The sequence below is a fragment of the Pseudomonas reidholzensis genome (assembly GCF_900536025.1).
In the GTDB taxonomy this organism is placed as follows: domain Bacteria; phylum Pseudomonadota; class Gammaproteobacteria; order Pseudomonadales; family Pseudomonadaceae; genus Aquipseudomonas; species Aquipseudomonas reidholzensis.
Genome location: NZ_UNOZ01000017.1, coordinates 105,557 through 121,640, shown reverse-complemented (window position 1 = coordinate 121,640; position 16,084 = coordinate 105,557). Strand labels below are relative to the sequence as shown.

The 16,084-nt window shown below is 61.0% G+C and carries 15 protein-coding genes; 9 read left to right on the top strand and 6 right to left on the bottom strand.

The annotated features are described in order from the left end of the window. Positions 1-179 precede the first annotated feature (179 nt). The 7 genes from gabP (at position 180) to CCOS865_RS12835 (ending at position 8,588) form a co-directional block, all read left to right on the top strand. Positions 180-1,607 (top strand): GABA permease, encoded by a 1,428-nt coding sequence (gene gabP / locus CCOS865_RS12865; protein WP_119141329.1) that lies wholly within the window; start codon positions 180-182, stop codon positions 1,605-1,607. A gap of 242 nt (positions 1,608-1,849) precedes the next feature. Continuing rightward, the gene (gene gabT / locus CCOS865_RS12860) at positions 1,850-3,133 is read left to right on the top strand and encodes a 4-aminobutyrate--2-oxoglutarate transaminase (RefSeq protein WP_119141327.1); all 1,284 of its coding nucleotides are present in this window, start codon (positions 1,850-1,852) and stop codon (positions 3,131-3,133) included. Positions 3,134-3,179: 46 nt separating this feature from the next. Further along, on the top strand, positions 3,180-3,509 hold the full coding sequence (locus CCOS865_RS12855; RefSeq protein WP_119141325.1) for a tRNA-binding protein: 330 nt from the start codon (positions 3,180-3,182) through the stop codon (positions 3,507-3,509). A gap of 68 nt (positions 3,510-3,577) precedes the next feature. Beyond that, positions 3,578-4,300: a haloacid dehalogenase type II gene (locus CCOS865_RS12850; RefSeq protein ID WP_119141323.1), complete on the top strand. Its 723-nt coding sequence runs from the start codon at positions 3,578-3,580 to the stop codon at positions 4,298-4,300. Between the two features lie 60 nt (positions 4,301-4,360). Then, complete coding sequence (locus CCOS865_RS12845; RefSeq protein WP_119141321.1) at positions 4,361-5,212, top strand: DMT family transporter; 852 nt, start codon at positions 4,361-4,363, stop codon at positions 5,210-5,212. Between the two features lie 464 nt (positions 5,213-5,676). Next, positions 5,677-7,152, top strand: coding sequence for an NAD-dependent succinate-semialdehyde dehydrogenase (locus CCOS865_RS12840; RefSeq protein WP_119141319.1), 1,476 nt, complete (start codon positions 5,677-5,679; stop codon positions 7,150-7,152). Between the two features lie 83 nt (positions 7,153-7,235). Further along, complete coding sequence (locus CCOS865_RS12835; RefSeq protein WP_119141317.1) at positions 7,236-8,588, top strand: aminotransferase class III-fold pyridoxal phosphate-dependent enzyme; 1,353 nt, start codon at positions 7,236-7,238, stop codon at positions 8,586-8,588. Positions 8,589-8,821: 233 nt separating this feature from the next. On the opposite strand, the gene pncB is transcribed toward CCOS865_RS12835, so the two are convergent. Continuing rightward, complete coding sequence (gene pncB / locus CCOS865_RS12830) at positions 8,822-10,021, bottom strand: nicotinate phosphoribosyltransferase (RefSeq protein ID WP_119141315.1); 1,200 nt, start codon at positions 10,019-10,021, stop codon at positions 8,822-8,824. Beyond that, a complete protein-coding gene (locus tag CCOS865_RS12825) occupies positions 10,018-10,668 on the bottom strand; it encodes an isochorismatase family protein (RefSeq protein WP_119141314.1) in 651 nt (216 codons plus the stop codon). Before CCOS865_RS12825 ends, pncB begins: the two co-directional genes overlap by 4 nt. A 139-nt stretch (positions 10,669-10,807) precedes the next feature. On the opposite strand from CCOS865_RS12825, the gene CCOS865_RS12820 reads away from it, so the two are divergent. Continuing rightward, on the top strand, positions 10,808-11,518 hold the full coding sequence (locus CCOS865_RS12820; RefSeq protein WP_119141312.1) for an NUDIX hydrolase: 711 nt from the start codon (positions 10,808-10,810) through the stop codon (positions 11,516-11,518). Here the strand turns inward: CCOS865_RS12820 and CCOS865_RS12815 are convergent. From CCOS865_RS12815 to CCOS865_RS12805, 3 genes are read right to left on the bottom strand one after another with little or no spacing between them, the layout of a single operon-like run. Further along, positions 11,475-12,116 (bottom strand): TetR/AcrR family transcriptional regulator, encoded by a 642-nt coding sequence (locus CCOS865_RS12815; RefSeq protein ID WP_119141310.1) that lies wholly within the window; start codon positions 12,114-12,116, stop codon positions 11,475-11,477. The genes CCOS865_RS12820 and CCOS865_RS12815 overlap by 44 nt on opposite strands. Positions 12,117-12,128: 12 nt before the next feature. Continuing rightward, positions 12,129-12,977 carry a 3-hydroxybutyryl-CoA dehydrogenase gene (locus CCOS865_RS12810; RefSeq protein ID WP_119141308.1) on the bottom strand — a complete coding sequence of 283 codons (849 nt, stop codon included), beginning with the start codon at positions 12,975-12,977 and terminating at the stop codon, positions 12,129-12,131. A gap of 12 nt (positions 12,978-12,989) precedes the next feature. Further along, complete coding sequence (locus CCOS865_RS12805) at positions 12,990-14,174, bottom strand: acetyl-CoA C-acyltransferase family protein (protein WP_119141306.1); 1,185 nt, start codon at positions 14,172-14,174, stop codon at positions 12,990-12,992. Positions 14,175-14,343: 169 nt separating this feature from the next. Here CCOS865_RS12805 and CCOS865_RS12800 point away from each other — a divergent pair, with 169 nt between their 5' ends. Further along, positions 14,344-15,354: an AraC family transcriptional regulator gene (locus CCOS865_RS12800; protein ID WP_119141304.1), complete on the top strand. Its 1,011-nt coding sequence runs from the start codon at positions 14,344-14,346 to the stop codon at positions 15,352-15,354. 232 nt (positions 15,355-15,586) lie between these two features. On the opposite strand, the gene CCOS865_RS12795 is transcribed toward CCOS865_RS12800, so the two are convergent. Beyond that, positions 15,587-16,024 (bottom strand): carboxymuconolactone decarboxylase family protein, encoded by a 438-nt coding sequence (locus CCOS865_RS12795; protein WP_119141302.1) that lies wholly within the window; start codon positions 16,022-16,024, stop codon positions 15,587-15,589. Positions 16,025-16,084 lie beyond the last annotated feature (60 nt).

The window sequence follows — 16,084 nt, the reverse complement described above, 5'->3', positions numbered from 1 at the left end:
GGGCCAGGAGGAAAAAAGCGTCATCAATACGTTCCTCGAGTAGGTAGTTCTTGCGGCTGCCGATCCGGTTCAATGCCCGACCATAAGTCCCACGGATAGGGCCTGCCGGTCGTGCAACAGCCGATTAGTCAGTTACAGAATATGTTTGCCTGCCTAATAATAACTCGAGGCTTGTTTATATGTCCCATACCCCCCCTCCCGCCCAATCAGCCAATGCTGAAGGCTCACACCTTGCCCCTGGATTAAAACAACGCCATGTCACCATGCTCTCGATTGCGGGTGTGATTGGTGCTGGCCTCTTTGTGGGTTCTGGTCATGCGATCGCTGCCGCCGGCCCCGCTGTAATTCTTTCCTATATCGCTGCTGGCACGCTCGTTGTACTGGTAATGCGCATGCTGGGTGAAATGGCCGTCGCGTCACCCGATACAGGCTCATTCTCGACCTATGCAAACAGAGCCATTGGTCAATGGGCGGGTTTTTCAATTGGCTGGCTTTACTGGTGGTTTTGGGTACTGGTCATTCCGCTTGAGGCTATTGCGGCTGCGGCAATCCTCAATACCTGGTTCCCCGGCATTGAAACGTGGGTGTTCGCGCTGGCCATCACGGCCCTGCTAACAGTGTCCAACCTGTTCAGTGTTGCCAAGTACGGTGAATTCGAGTTCTGGTTCGCGCTATCGAAGGTGATCGCGATCATGGCGTTCATCGTTTTGGCTGCCGTCGCGTTGGTTGGAGGTCTTCCAGGTCGAGAGGTGCAGGGCTTCATTGCCACGATGAATACCAATGGCGGTTTCGCGCCCAATGGATACGGCCCGGTTCTAGGCGCACTGTTGACCACGATGTTCAGCTTCATGGGCACTGAAATTGTCACCATCGCTGCTGCAGAGTCCAAAAACCCTGCTCAGCAGATTGCGCGAGCAACCAATTCGGTGATCTGGCGGATCGGCATTTTCTACATCGTCTCCATCTTCATGGTGGTGTCCATCGTGCCGTGGAATGATGCGCAACTGTCTGTGGTCGGTTCTTACCAGCGCGCGCTTGAGCTCCTGCAGATCCCTTACGCAAAAATGATCGTCGACATCGTCGTGCTGGTGGCAGTGGCAAGCTGCCTGAACTCGGCTATCTACACTGCCTCTCGGATGCTCTTCTCCCTGGCCAAACGTGGTGATGCACCGAAGGGGCTGAAGGCTACTACCGTTTCGAATGTTCCCCGTAAGGCTGTTCTCGCGAGTACAGCAATCGGCTTCCTGACGACCGGCATCAACTACTTCGCCCCTGAGAATGTATTTGCATTCTTGTTGGCTACCTCGGGCGCCGTCGCGCTGCTGGTGTACCTCGTGATTGCCGTGTCGCAGTTGCGCATGCGCAAGCTATTGATTGCAGGTGGTCATGAGCTGGGCTTCAAAATGTGGCTTTACCCTTGGTTGACCTGGCTGGTGATCATTTTCATCACCGGCGCACTGGCGTTGATGCTCACGCTTCCCAAGCACACAGGGGAGGTGGCTTCTACAGCGGTTCTCGCGATTGTGATCGTGGCAACGGGCATCTACACCCAGCGTCGCTCCAAGCGTGTGGCTTGGTCGCAAGATACCGTTGTGACCGAGCGGTAATACGTCACCGGTTTGACGTGAGAAAAGAGGTGGCAACCGGAGGTGCCACCTCTTTGCGGCTGCCGGCGCTCTCAGCGCGCTGGGTCGCCGAACTGATGCAGCCCTCCGGCTCGCTCCAATCCCTAACTTCATAAATCCTACATTGAGTAGGAATAGCTGGCGCAATCTTCCTATTTAATCTGCGTAGTTCATGCGCGGCTGGCTGGATAGCATTGCCACACTGACACACAAAGGTGAATGCCATGTCTTCTCAACAAAAACTGTCTGTATCGCCCCGCACCCAACACGTTTCCAGCGGTGTTGCAGTCGCTCACCCGATCACCGTGAGCCGTGCGGCAGGTGCCTACCTGTGGGATGACCAAGGTAAGAAATACCTGGACTTCGTGGGTGGTATCGGCGTGTTGAACGTCGGTCACAACCACCCACGCGTGGTTGAAGCGGTACGCAAACAGTTGGAGACCTTCTCGCACATCTGCTTCCAGGTTGCCGCCTACGATCAGTACACCGATCTGGCTGCCAAGCTGAATAACCTGGTTGGCGGCCCTGAACACTACAAATCAGTGTTCTTGACCACGGGCGCTGAAGCTGTTGAGAACGCCATCAAGATCGCTCGTGCCCATACCAACCGCCCAGGCGTGATTGCATTCCGCGGTGGCTTCCATGGTCGCACCCTGATGGGGATGACCCTGACCGGTATGAGCCAGCCGTATCGCCAGAACTTTGGCCCTTACGCGCCGGACATTTACCACACTCCGTACCCGAACGAGTACCGCGGCATTACCACCGAGAAGGCACTGGCTGCTTTGCAAGAGGTCTTTGACACCCAGTGTGCTGCTGACCGTGTTGCAGCCATCATCATTGAGCCTGTTCAGGGTGACGGCGGTTTCATTCAAGCACCGGTTGAATTCATGCGTGCTCTGCGCAAGAAAACCGAAGCGCTGGGCATCGTTCTGATCTGCGACGAGATCCAGACCGGCTTCGGTCGTACCGGCAAAATGTTTGGTTTCGAGCACTCGGGCATCCAGCCCGACCTCGTAACTGTTGCCAAGAGCCTGGCCGGTGGTCTGCCAATCTCGGGTGTTGTAGGTCGTGCAGCAATCATGGATGCACCTCAGCCTGGCGGCCTGGGTGGTACCTACGGCGGTAACCCGCTGGGCTGCGCTGCGGCACTGGAAGTGATCAAGATCTTCGAGTCCGAGAACCTGACCGAGCGTAGCCGCGCCATTGGTGCTCAGCTTCTGGAAGGCTTCAAACCGCTGGAAGGTCGTTTCAAGGGCATTGGCCATGTACGTGCTACCGGCGCCATGGCCGCCGTAGAGTTCGTTACCGATCGCGAGACCAAAGAGCCGGATGCAGCCACCGCCCAGCGCGTGATTGATGCTGCCCGTGAAGAAGGCCTGTTGCTCATCAAGTGTGGCGTCTATCGCAACGTCGTTCGTTTCATCTGCCCGCTGGTGATTTCCGAGCAGGATGTTGCTGAGGCGCTGGGTATGTTCGAGCGTGCACTGGTTGCCGCGAAAGCCTGAGTGTGACGGTCTATCGTTTTAGCACCGCAATTATTCTGGAGTGGTTATGACCCCGTTTGAAGCATTCAATGAGGTTGATATTCGCATCGGCGAAGTCGTGCGAGTAGAGCTCAACGAAAAAGCAAACAAGCCAGCTTATAAGTTCTGGATCAATTTTGGTGAGCTGGGTGAGAAGACCACCAGCGCTCAGTACACCAAGCTCTACAGCCCCGAAGAACTTGTCGGTCAGCAGGTCGTTTGCGCCGTCAATCTGGGCTCAAGGAAGATTGCAGGCTTCACCTCCGAGGTGTTGATGCTGGGAGTGGATCGTGCGCCAGGTGAAGTCGTTTACCTGACCACTGAGCGTCCGGTAGCACTCGGAAGCAAGATTTTTTAACCCCTGGTCGCCGTGCTTCAGTGCGGCGGTTGACCCAAAACAAGTAAACCTAAAAGTAGGATACCAAGATGCAACTGACCGACTTCAAAGCGCTGACCTTCGACTGCTACGGCACCCTGATCGACTGGGAAACCGGCATCGTCAACGCACTGCAACCTCTGGCCAAGCGCACTGGCAAGACCTTTACCTCCGACGAACTGCTGGAAGTGTTCGGTCGCAACGAGTCGCCTCAGCAAACCGAAACCCCGGGCGCTCTGTACCAGGACATCCTGCGTGCAGTGTATGACCGCATCGCCAAAGAGTGGGGCCTGGAAGCCGACGCTGCCGAGCGTGAAGAGTTCGGTACCTCGGTCAAGAACTGGCCAGCCTTCCCTGACACCGTCGAAGCGCTGCAGTACCTGAAAAAGCACTACAAGCTGGTCATTCTGTCGAACATCGACCGCAACGAGTTCAAGCTGAGCAATGCCAAGCTGGGTGTCGAATTCGACCACATCATCACCGCGCAGGACGTCGGTTCGTACAAGCCGAACCCGAACAACTTCACCTACATGATCGACGCCTTGGCCAAAGTCGGCATCGAGCAGCAGGCAATTCTGCACACCGCAGAAAGCCTGTACCACGACCACATTCCTGCCAACGACGCTGGCCTGGTTTCGGCCTGGATCTACCGTCGCCACGGTAAAGAAGGCTACGGCGCTACCCACGTACCGTCGCGCATGCCGCATGTAGACTTCCGCTTCAACAGCATGGGCGAAATGGCCGAAGCGCATAAGCAGGCGCTCAAGGGCTGAGTCAGTGCCGGCAGCCTAGCGGCTGCCGGTTTTTTACCCGTTATGCGGAAGCTGAGTGTTATGAGTACTGTCGAGACGTTAACCGCCAAGTCGAATTCCGCGATGATCCCTGCTGCTTTGGCTGTGATCATATGGAGTACGCTTGCTGTCAGTGTGACATTTTGCAGCGACGTCTCTCCGATGTTTATTACGGGCGCCGCCCTGTTTATTGGCGGGCTCATTGGCTTGCCGTGGATCAAGCTTTGGCGTATGCCGCGGCGGCTTTTCGTGCTGGGCACGTTTTGCATGCTGGCCTATCACGTTATTTATTTCTATGCGCTTCAGCTGGCAGATCCTATCGGCGTCAGCCTGTTGCACTACCTGTGGCCGGTGCTGATTGTTGTAATGGCGCCGCTGTTTGTTGCCAATGGGACGCTGACCGTTAAGTCATTGCTGGCGGGTGCCATTGGCTTTGCGGGTGCCATCATTAGTTGCAACCCCGATCACGCGGTAGGTGCAGGGAGCTGGTTGGGTTACTTCCTCGCCTTCGTGTCGGCAATTCTCTGGGCTGTTTATTCGTTGCTGGCCAAGCAGTATCCGAACGTCAAAAGTGCGTCTGTTGGTCTTTTCTGCATTGTGTCGGGAGCCGTGTGCCTGGCGTTGTATCGTGCAAGTGCCGATTGGCCGTCGCTCACGACAAGCGAGCTCTGGGCGATCCTGTACATGGGGATTGGGCCTATGGGAGGAGCGTTCTATGTCTGGGATCATGCAATGAAGAAAGCGTGCCATGAGCGAGTTGCGGTTCTCAGCTACGCCACGCCTGTTCTTTCTACTGCGTTCCTGGCGCTCTACCTTCAGGTCGGCATGCAATGGTACATCTGGGTGGGGGCAGCCCTGGTAGTGTGCTCGATGGTCATGTCCAGGAAGGCATAGTCAGCGCTCTCGATGGTAGTTTCGCTCAGCCGGTAGATGAATTGAAATGGTCACTCGATTCTGGTCTCTACCGTCGTTGTATGTTGCCCCCTCACACTGGGGGCTTTTTTATGGGCCAAGAACATCAGCGGGTAATTCCCCCGTGGCCCCCTGGAAAAACGGTCGAGTGATAAAACGCTCTGCGCAAGGTGGGCTGACCGCGCCGCATCCTCCCAGCCTACCCGCTACTCGAGCAAAGCGGGTAAGCATCTTCGCTGCAGTTCACGGATTCTTGATTTGCTAGTTCGGGTGCTTAATTTGACCCGATTCCTCCTATTCCAGGTAGGTGGATGGCAAGCGGGGCGTTGAATACGATGGTCATCAGAACAATGGCTGAAGTTGCACCGCGTCAACCTCATGGCGAGTGAGTGAACTCCAAGGTTTTGGGGCGTGGGTAGCTTCTATTAGATTTGTGTGAGGGTTTTATGAGCTTCGAATTGCAGCGCAAAGAACTGATGGCAACCAAAAACTTTATCGCCGGTGTATGGCAGGACGCGGTGGCGGGGGAGACCCTTTCGGTGAACAACCCTGCCACTGGCGAACGTGTTGCCTTGGTGCCCAATAGTGACGCCAAGGATGCCAAGGCCGCCGTCGATGCAGCTGCTCATGCATTCGAAGCCTGGCGCACCACGCCCGCCAAGCAGCGTGCTGTAATTCTCAAGCGCTGGAATGACCTGATCATGGCTTGCGCTGACGATCTGGGTAAGATCATCTCCTCTGAGCAGGGTAAGCCGCTCTCTGAAGCCGTAGGTGAAATTGCCTACGCTGCGAGCTACGTCGAGTGGTTCGCTGAAGAGGCCACTCGTGCCAATGGCGATATCATTCCCCAGGCGGTTCGTGGCCGTAAAATGTCGGCTTACAGAGAGCCCGTGGGTATCGTTGCCGCCATCACCCCTTGGAACTTCCCCGCCGCCATGATTGCCAGGAAGATCGCGCCTGCGCTGGCTGCCGGTTGCACCGTTGTCTGCAAGCCTGCGGCGGAAACGCCACTGACTGCTCTGGCCCTGGTGAAGCTGGCCGAGGAGGCTGGGGTGCCGGCAGGTGTATTGAACATCGTCATCACCGCTTCCTCGAAGGAAGTTGCGGACGTGTGGCTCGACGATGCGCGCGTTCGCAAAATCACCTTCACCGGTTCGACTCCAGTCGGTAAGCACCTGGCTCATGAGTCTTCCCGCACCTTGAAGAAGCTGGCGCTGGAGCTGGGTGGTAATGCTCCGTTCATCGTGTTCGATGATGCGGATATCGATGCTGCGGTCGAGGGCTTGATGGTTGCGAAATTCCGCAACGGCGGCCAGACCTGCGTTTGCCCTAACCGTGTTTATGTGCAATCCAAGGTTTATGGCACCTTCCTGGAGAAGCTGACCGCACGTGTGTCGGCTCTGGTTGTAGGCCCGGCTAGCAATAGCGCGTCGCAGATTGGCCCCATGATCAACGCCAAGGCCATCAGCAAGATCGAGGAGCATGTGAACGACGCGGTCGCTCGAGGCGCGCGCGTGCTGACGGGTGGCCAGCGTCTCTTCACTGAGCAGCGTGCAGAGTCCACCTACTACGCCCCCACTGTTTTGGCAGATGTTGACCGTGCCGCTCGTTGCTTCCACGAAGAGACCTTCGGCCCTGTTGCACCTATCACTTCGTTTGAAACCGAGGCCGAGGTCATCGAGATGGCCAATGACTCTCCGTTCGGCTTGGCCTCCTACTTCTACACCAACGACATGCGTCGGGTGCACCGTGTCACCGACGCCCTGGAGTGCGGCATTGTCGGCGTGAACGAAGGGGCGCTGGCAGCCGAAGCGGCTCCATTCGGTGGCGTGAAGGATTCTGGCTATGGCCGTGAGGGTTCTGTTCACGGGCTCGAAGAGTACATGCACATCAAATACGTCTGCCAAGGCGGTCTGGAATAATCGCTTCACCTTTGCTGGCTTCGCGCTCTGCGCCTCTCGAAATTGAGGTGCAGGGTCGACCCGACAGGTAGATCAGAGGTCGTATGAGCAACCTTCAAGAAAAAGACCAACACTGGGTTCACCCTGTGACGGCGCTGCTGGATCATCAGGCGAAGGGCGTATGCGCCTGGAAGCGTGCAGACGGAATTCACCTGGTCGATGTCAATGGGCATCGAGTTCAAGATGCTTTTTCCGGTCTGTGGTGTGTAAACGCCGGATACGGACAAAAAACCATCGTAGACGCGGCGAGAAAGCAGCTCGAAGAATTGCCTTATGCCACCGGATATTTTGGTTTCGGTAGTGAGCCTGCCATTGAGCTTGCTGACCGGTTGGCAAGGCTGGCTCCTCGGGGATTGAATCATGTCATTTTCGGCCAGGGTGGTTCTGACGCGGTCGACACTGCCATCCGCACTGTCCGCTACTACTTCAATGCCATTGGTCGACCAGACAAGAAACATTTCATTGCCGTGCAGCGGGGCTATCACGGCTCGTCAGCCATTGGTAGCGGTCTAACCGCGCTTGCGGTCTTCCACCGTTACTTTGATGTGCCGACGCCTACTCAGCATCACATCGAGGCCCCTTATCCCTACCGTCATAGTGCGGGGCCGGACGAGGCGGCCATCTTGCAGGCTACGGTTGCTGCGCTGGAAAGCAAGGTGCTCGAAATCGGGCCTGAAAAAGTTGCTGCATTCATCTGCGAACCGATCATCGGATCTGGTGGTGTGATTGTCCCCCCTGCCGGTTATTTAAAGGCGATACGTGCGACATGCGACCGGCTGGGCATCCTGCTTATCGTGGACGAAGTCATCACTGGCTTTGGTCGTACCGGGCCGATGTTTGCTTGCGAGCACGAAGGGGTCAGTCCTGACCTCATGACGCTGGCGAAAGGTCTGACCTCGGGTTATGCGCCGATGGGGGCAACACTCATCTCCGAGCAGATCTATGCGGCGATCGCCGAGGCTGGCTCCGACGGCACGCCATTCGGTCATGGGCAGACCTACGCAGGCCACCCAGTCAGCGCCGCGATCGCCAACGCCACGCTGGATCTGTACGAAAACGGCCTTTTGAAGAACGGCACGGACGTTGGGGAGTATTTCCAGTCCAGACTGCGCAACCTCGAAAACCTCGACATCGTTGGTCAGGTTCGAGGGCGGGGCATGCTGGCTGGCGTGGAGCTGGTCGCGGACAAGCATACAAGAGCCAAACCGGACGCCAATTTGAAGTTGGGCCAAAAAATCCTGGCTCATGCCTTTGCCGAAGGACTGGTATTTCGCGCATTTGCCGACGACATCCTTGGGTTCGCACCGTCGCTGAATTACAGCAAAGCTGACGTCGACACCCTGATCGACATTCTCACGTTCTCCATCCAGAAAGTGACGGGTGCTAACTGGGTTTAATCCTGCTGATCTCACCAGACAGCGTTAGGCGCTGTTTTTGAGGGCTTTCTTCTAGAACGCCCTCTTTTTTGCCTCACGAAATGATGGGCGGGCGCGCACACGGCTGCTGTGTATTTGCCAGATCTCAGCCCAAGACCCACGCTGAAATTTCAGTTACGCCACTCAGTCCGCTTCGACCGTGTCTACTGTTCGACGGAACGCATTAGTCGTCGGTGGACCTGCTCTGGTTCCTCTCACCCCAACCGAAACACATGCCGCAGATACGCCACAAAATTCTCATCCCGACACTGCGTCTTCCCCGGGCTGTCGGAGATTTTCGCCACCGGCGCGCCATTGCACTCGGTCATCTTGATCACCATGTTCATCGGCTGCACCCCCGGGATATCGCAGGTGAGATGGGTGCCGATACCAAAGCTCACCTGAATCCGCTCATGCAGCGCGCGATAAAGCTCCAGCGCCTTGGCGAAGTCCAGCCCGTCAGAGAAGATCAGCGTCTTGCTCCGCGGGTCGATCCCCAGCCGCTCATAGTGAGCGATGGCCTTTTCCGCCCACATCAGCGGATCCCCCGAGTCGTGGCGCAAGCCGTCGAACAGTTTGGCGAAATACAGGTCGAAATCGCGCACGAACGCATCCATGCCGATGCAGTCGGTCAGGGCGATCCCCAACTGCCCGCGGTACTCGCGCACCCAGCATTCCAGCGCGGCGGCCTGGCTGTCGACCAGCCGTGGCCCCAGCTGCTGGTGCGCCATGAACCATTCGTGGGCCATGGTGCCGATCGGCTTCAAGTCGTATTCACGCGCCAGGTGCACGTTGCTGGTGCCGACGAAGCGCCCGGGGAAATCGCGCTTGAGGATGTGCACGACCTCTTCCTGCACTCGGTACGAGAAGCGCCGGCGGGTGCCGAAGTCGGCCAGTTGCAGGCCCGCCAGTTCAGCGGGGCTGGCCTCGGCCTTGAGCCAGTCGAGCTTCTGATAAAGACGCTCGCCGACCTGCTCGATCAGCACTTCGCGGTAGCGATAGCGGTTGCGCACTTCGCTGATGATCGCCAGCAACGGGATCTCGTAGAGGATCACGTGCAGCCACGGCCCACGCACGCGGATCGCCAGTTGCCCGGCCGAGTCCAGGCCGATCTGCACGTAGCGCAGGTTGAAGCGGAACAGGCTGAGAAAGCGGATGAAGTCGGGCTTGATGAAGGGGATCTTCTCCAGGTAGGCGAGCTGGTCCGGGGTCACCGAAACCTCGGCCAACTGTTCGACCTGGTAACGGATCTCGGCGAGGTAGGGCGACAGGTCCTCGCTGTTGCGGCAGCGAAACTCCCATTCCACCTCGGCGTTGGGGTAGTTGTGCAGCACCGCCTGCATCATGGTGATCTTGTAGAAGTCGGTGTCCAGCAGGTTCTGGACGATCCGTGGGCCGAACACGCTGTCGCTCATGGGCGTTGTTCCTTGAGTTGGGCGATCTGCTGGTCCAGCGCGGCTTCATCGGCGCACAGGATGACTCCGGCGCTGGCCAGTTCGGCACAGGCGGCGTCAGCGCCTGCGGCGGTCAGTGCACGGCAGGCCGGCAGGTACAGCAGCACGGTGAAGCCGGCCTGGTGCAGTTGCCGGGCGGTGGTCAACACGCAGTAGTCCAGGGCCAGGCCGCCGACGATCACCGCGTCTACCTGGCGCACTGTGAGGTATTCGATGACGCCGGTGGAGCGGCGCTCGGCCAGGTCGTGGTAGCAGGCGCCGTAGGGGTGCAGGTCGGGCTCGACGCCTTTCCAGACGAAGTAGGCGTAGTCGATCGGGGCGGGCAGCCCTGCCAGCAGCTCGAAGCCTGGGGTGCCCGGCACGCAGTGGCGCACCCAGGTCAGGTCGGCATTGGCCAGGCTCAACGGTTGCAGCATCTCGCTGGCCTCGGCGACTACCCAAGCAGCGTTGGCCGGGTGGGCGTCTTTGCTGCCCAGGCGCAGGCTGGCGCGGCGGGCCATGGCATTCAGCGCGGGGGCGATCTGGTGGCCGCCGGGGACCGGCAGTTCGTCTGGGGCGTTGGCGGTGAAGCCGTTCTGGGCGTCGACGTCGAAACTGGCGATGTTCATCGGGAGGCTCCTCGCTGGAATGGCTATATATTCCACCTGGTGAAGTAAGTCTGTCAAGCGCTAGCGCAGGGCGTTTTTCTGCTTGCCGAATTTAGATGCTCTGGTGGAATATGGGCGGATCAAGCGGTGGAGTATCGAAGTGAGTGCAGTCGAAGTACTGGCCAGCGTAGACATCATTGCCCTGCGCCTGGCGCCGGACACGCAGGTGTTGCAGGTCTTGTTGAATCGCCGCGAGCGTGAACCGCATGCGGGGCAGTGGGCCTTGCCGGGGGTGATCGTCAATGGCCGCACGCCGGACAACAGCCTGGATGCGGCCGCCGAGCGGGTGTTGAGCGAAAAGGCCAAAGTCACGCCGCGGCACATGGAGCAGGTCGGGACCGAGGGCAATGCCTTTCGCGACCCGCGTGGCTGGTCGTTGAGCACCTACTACCTGGCGTTGCTGGACCCTCTACAGCCGATCGAAGCGCCGCAACTGGCGTTTTTCGACCTGGACAGTGTGCTGGGGCGCAAGGTCTTGCTGCCGTTCGATCATGCCCTGCTGATCGAGCGCGCACGCGATCGCCTGGCGGCGAAGACGGTCTACAGCAACCTGCCGCTGTACCTGGTACCGGAGAAATTTACCGTGCTGGACGCGCTCACGGCGGTGCAGGCCTGCCTCGGCCAGCCGGTCAACAACACCTCGCTGCGCAAGCGCCTGGAGCGCATGAAGGCGTTGGGCTGGGTAGAGGACACGGGCGAGCGCAATCAACCGCGGCTGGGGCGGCCGCAGCAGTTGTTCCGGCATACGCCGCAAACGCAGCGGGTGTTCATGTTCGAGCGCAGCCTGTTGCCCGAGGGGGCGGGGGCCTGAGGGCGGTCATCGACTGACCCAAGGTACGCTCGATCCCACCCAGCAGCAGACTCTCCATCAAGCCCAGCCCTTGCTCGTCAGGCAAGCCGCGCACTTGCAGCCAGCCCGGCAGCTGGTTGAGCAAGGTCGCGAGGACTTGCCCGGTCGCCGCCAGCGCTTCGCCCGAGAGCCGCGACTGCGGCGCGACCAGGTGCAGCAAGCCGGCCTCATAGCGTCTGCGCAGCGCGGCCAGATGCGCCTGTTGGTCCTCGTTCAGGCAGCACAGGTCGCGTTCGGCCAGGCGAAACTGCAAGGGCCGCTCGGCATGCAACTGCCAGTGCGCGGCAATCAGGCAGGGCAGCACCGGCTTGCCTCGCGCCAGGGCCCGCCGGCCTTGCTCCAGGGTCGCCTGAAGCTCTTCGTAGAGCTCCTCGATCAGGTCGTAGAGCAGGTCCTGCTTGCTCGCGAAATGGTGGTACAGCGAGCCTGCGGTCAGGCCGACATGCGCCGCCAGCTCGCGCATGCTGACCTGGCCAAAGCCCTTTTCGGCGAACAGCGCCAGGGCCTTGTCGCGACGCTCCTCGAAGTTGGCACAGCGTAGGGCAGCGTTGACCGACATGGCGCTCGTGCCTCAGTAGGTGAAGAAGCCGCGGCCGCTCTTGCGCCCCAGGTAGCCGGCGGCCACCATCTCCTTGAGCAGCGGCGCGGGGCGGTACTTGCTGTCGCTGAAGCCCTCGTGGAAGGCCTCCATGATCGCCAGCAGGGTGTCCAGGCCGATCAGGTCGGCCAGCGCCAACGGGCCGATCGGCTGGTTGCAGCCCAGGCGCATGCCGGTGTCGATGTCCTCGGCGCTGGCCAGGCCTTCCTGGCGGACGAAGATCGCTTCGTTGATCATCGGCACCAGGATGCGGTTGACCACGAAGCCTGGGCGGTTGCCGGCGGTGATCGGCGTCTTGCCGAGCTTCTCGGTCACCAGCAGGGCCTGGGCGTAGGTGCTGTCGCTGGTCTGCAGGCCGCGGATGATCTCGACCAGCGCCATCATCGGCACCGGGTTGAAGAAGTGCACGCCGATGAACCGCTCGGGCCGCTCGATGCTGGCGGCCAGCTGGGTGACCGACAGCGACGAGGTGTTGGTGGCGATCAGGCACTCGGCGCTGACGTTGGCGGCGACCTGCTTGAGGATGCGCAGCTTGAGCTCGAGGTTTTCCGTCGCGGCCTCGATCACCAGCTGCACGCTGGCCAGCGCCGCGTAATCGGTGCTGGTGCGGATGCGCGTCTTGGCGGCTTCGGCCTTGGCGGCGTCCAGCGTGCCTTTGCTGACCTGGCGTTCGAGGTTTTTCGCCAGGGTCGCCACGCCGCGTTGCAGGGCGGCGTCGGCGACGTCGATCAGCAACACCTGGTAGCCGGCCACCGCGCACACCTGGGCGATACCGTTGCCCATGGTCCCGGCGCCGATCACGGCGATCTGTTCAATGCTCACGATGCGGGCTCCTTATACGCGTTCGAAGACGACGGCGATGCCTTGGCCGCCGCCGATGCACATGGTCGCCAGCGCGTAGCGGCCCTGGATGCGTTGCAGCTCATGGATCGCCTTGGTGGCGATGATCGCCCCGGTGGCGCCGACCGGGTGGCCGAGCGAGATGCCGGAGCCGTTCGGGTTGACCTTCTCGGGGTCGAAGTCCAGCGCGCGGGCGACCGCGCAGGCCTGGGCGGCGAAGGCTTCGTTGGACTCGATCACGTCGAGGTCGCTGACCGACAGGCCGGCCTTGGCCAGGACCTTCTGCGTGGCGGGGATCGGGCCCAGGCCCATCAGCGCCGGCTCGACCCCGGCGTGGGCGTAGGCGACCAGGCGTGCCAGCGGCTTGAGGCCCAGGCGGCGGACCGCGTCACCGGTGGCTAGGACCAGGCCGGCGGCGCCGTCGTTGATGCCGCTGGCATTGCCGGCGGTGACGCTGCCGTCCTTCTTGAACACCGGCTTCATGGCGGCGAGCTGTTCGGCGGTGACCTCGGCGCGCACGTGCTCATCGACCGCAAACTGCACGCTGCCTTTGCGGGTCTTCAGCTCGAGCGGGACGATCTGGCTGGCGAAGCGGCCTTCGGCGATGGCGCGGGCGGCGCGTTGCTGGCTGGTCAGGGCCAGCTCATCCTGCATCTGGCGAGTGATGCCATGCTGGGCTGCGACGTTTTCGGCGGTGATGCCCATGTGGAAGTGCTCGAACGGGTCGTGCAGCACGCCGGTCGTGTAGTCGATCGCCTGCATATCGCCCATGCGCGCGCCCCAGCGGGCCTGCGGCAGCAGGTACGGGCCGCGGCTCATCGACTCGGCACCGGCGGCCAGGGCCACGTCGCAGTCACCCAGCAGCAGGCCTTGCGCGGCAGACACGATCGCCTGCAGGCCGGAGCCGCACAGGCGGTTGACGTTGAAGGCGGGGGTTTCCTTGGGGATCCCAGCGTTCATTGCCGCCACGCGGCTGAGGTAGGCGTCACGCGCTTCGGTGGGTATGACGTTGGCCATCACCACGTGGCCGATGGCGTCGGCCGGTGCGCCAGAGCGCTCGACGGCGGCGCGGGTGATGGCGCTGGCGAGGTCGGCCAGGGGCAGGTCCTTGAGCGCACCGCCGAAGCCACCGATGGCGGAACGTACGGCACTGACAACGTAGATTTCTGGGCTGCTCATGTGGGGCTCCAAGTGCGAAGGCATGGCGGGACGGGGCCAGGCTCTGCGAGAATGGCCGGCGTGTCCGGATGGCACGAGTCTAGGCAAAGCCCGCGTCCCGGCCTATGTCGGATCTGCTCACTCACACTGGCATTTTTTGCCACTCAGCACAGACAGCGAGCCCTCAGCCATGCGCGATAGCGACTCAGTCGCGGTGTACTTCCTGAATGCCATGCTGCATGCGTGGCGTGACCAGCCGCAGCGGCGTGACGCGCAATTGCGTGGGGTCGGTATCGACCCGGCGCTGCTCGACCAGGCCGACGCCCGCGTGCCGGCCAAGGCGTTCACCCAGCTGTGGCTGGAGATGATCCAGGTGCTCGACGACGAGTTCTTTTGCCTCGACCGGCACGGCATGCCACTGGGCAGCTTTGCGCTGATCTGCCGGGGGCTGATCCAGGAGCCCACCCTGGAAAAAGCCCTGCGCCAGTGCCTGGGCAATTTCGCCTTGTTCCTGCGCGACCTGCGGGGCGCCTTGAGCGTGCGTGGCGGGCGTGCGGTGATCAGCGTGCAATCGGGCATCGACGACCCGCTGACGCGGGTGTATGCCGAAGAAACCTACCTGGTGCTGGTGATTGGCCTGCTGTGCTGGCTGGCCGGCCGGCGCATCGTCATCGACCGCACCGAGCTGGCCGTGGCGCGGGCCGCCCAGGAGGACGACACGCTGCTGTGGGGGGCTGACCTGCGGTTGGGCAGCGGGCGTACCGAGGTGGAGTTCGACAGTGCCTACCTGCGCCTGCCGGTGGTGCAGGACCTGGCCGCCTTGAAGACCTTTTTGCGCACGGCGCCGCAAGGGCTGGTGATCCGTTTTCGGAACCAGAACGGGGTGGTCGCCGAGGTGTATCGGCACCTGCGGGCGCGGGGGTATGGGCAGTGGCCGACGTTGACGGTGCTGGCCGAGCGGCTGGGGTTGAGTGCCAGCAGTTTTCGCCGGCAGCTGGAGCGGGAAGGGCGCTCGTATCAGCAGATCAAGGACGAGGTGCGCCGGGCGATGGCCTTCGAACGGCTGCGCGAAGGCACCTTGAGCATTGCCGAGATCGCCGAGCAGACCGGTTTTCAGGAACCCAGTGCGTTTCACCGGGCGTTCAAGAAGTGGACGGGGCACAGCCCGGGGAGTTATCGGGCTCGGTTGAGTGGTCGGTGACGCGCCCCAATGCCAGTCAGTTAGGAAGCTGGGGCCGCTTTGCGGCCCTTTCGCGACACAAGGCCGCTCCCACACCGACCGCGTCATGCCCATCTTAACGGGGCATGCGCGGACACTGTGGGAGCGGCCTTGTGTCGCGATGGGCCGCAGAGCGGCCCCAATACAGGCGATGAATGACTCAAGTGCACAGCATTAGGGCTTGCCCCGCGAAGAGGCCAGCCCTGCCAGCACATCAGGCCGGAACCATCGCAAACCCTACGCCAAAACGATTCCAGGCATTGATGGTAGCGATCGCCAAGGTCAGGTTGACCACCTCGGCCGGCTCGAAGTGCTGTTGCAGCGCCTCATACTGATCCTGAGGCGCGCCGCGTTCAGGCATCCGCGTCAGGCTTTCGACCCAGGCCAGCGCCGCACGCTCGCGCGGGGTGAAGTACTGAGTGTCCTGCCAGGCCACCAGCGTCTGCAGGCGCGCTTCGGTTTCGCCGGCCTTGCGCGCGTCATTGGCGTGCAGGTTGACGCAGTAGGCGCAGCCGTTGATCTGCGAGGCGCGCAGGCGCACCAGTTCGAGCAGCGAGTGCTCCAGGCCGCTCTTGGCCAGCGCCTGCTCCAGGCCAGCCATTGCCTTGTAGGCGTCCGGGGCGTGCTTGGCCCATTCGATACGGGTGTGCATTGCAGTTCTCCAGCAAGGTTGATGAGCGCCTGAGCGCGCTACCGTAGTCATTGAGCGCAA

Coding starts and splice junctions, on each gene's coding strand:
- CCOS865_RS12795 (WP_119141302.1), bottom strand. CDS start 16,024: ATGCACACCCGTATCGAATGGGCCAAGCACGCCCCGGACGCCTACAAG.
- gabT (WP_119141327.1), top strand. CDS start 1,850: ATGTCTTCTCAACAAAAACTGTCTGTATCGCCCCGCACCCAACACGTT.
- CCOS865_RS12835 (WP_119141317.1), top strand. CDS start 7,236: ATGAGCAACCTTCAAGAAAAAGACCAACACTGGGTTCACCCTGTGACG.
- CCOS865_RS12845 (WP_119141321.1), top strand. CDS start 4,361: ATGAGTACTGTCGAGACGTTAACCGCCAAGTCGAATTCCGCGATGATC.
- CCOS865_RS12805 (WP_119141306.1), bottom strand. CDS start 14,174: ATGAGCAGCCCAGAAATCTACGTTGTCAGTGCCGTACGTTCCGCCATC.
- CCOS865_RS12800 (WP_119141304.1), top strand. CDS start 14,344: ATGCGCGATAGCGACTCAGTCGCGGTGTACTTCCTGAATGCCATGCTG.
- gabP (WP_119141329.1), top strand. CDS start 180: ATGTCCCATACCCCCCCTCCCGCCCAATCAGCCAATGCTGAAGGCTCA.
- CCOS865_RS12850 (WP_119141323.1), top strand. CDS start 3,578: ATGCAACTGACCGACTTCAAAGCGCTGACCTTCGACTGCTACGGCACC.
- CCOS865_RS12815 (WP_119141310.1), bottom strand. CDS start 12,116: ATGTCGGTCAACGCTGCCCTACGCTGTGCCAACTTCGAGGAGCGTCGC.
- CCOS865_RS12840 (WP_119141319.1), top strand. CDS start 5,677: ATGAGCTTCGAATTGCAGCGCAAAGAACTGATGGCAACCAAAAACTTT.
- CCOS865_RS12855 (WP_119141325.1), top strand. CDS start 3,180: ATGACCCCGTTTGAAGCATTCAATGAGGTTGATATTCGCATCGGCGAA.
- pncB (WP_119141315.1), bottom strand. CDS start 10,021: ATGAGCGACAGCGTGTTCGGCCCACGGATCGTCCAGAACCTGCTGGAC.
- CCOS865_RS12825 (WP_119141314.1), bottom strand. CDS start 10,668: ATGAACATCGCCAGTTTCGACGTCGACGCCCAGAACGGCTTCACCGCC.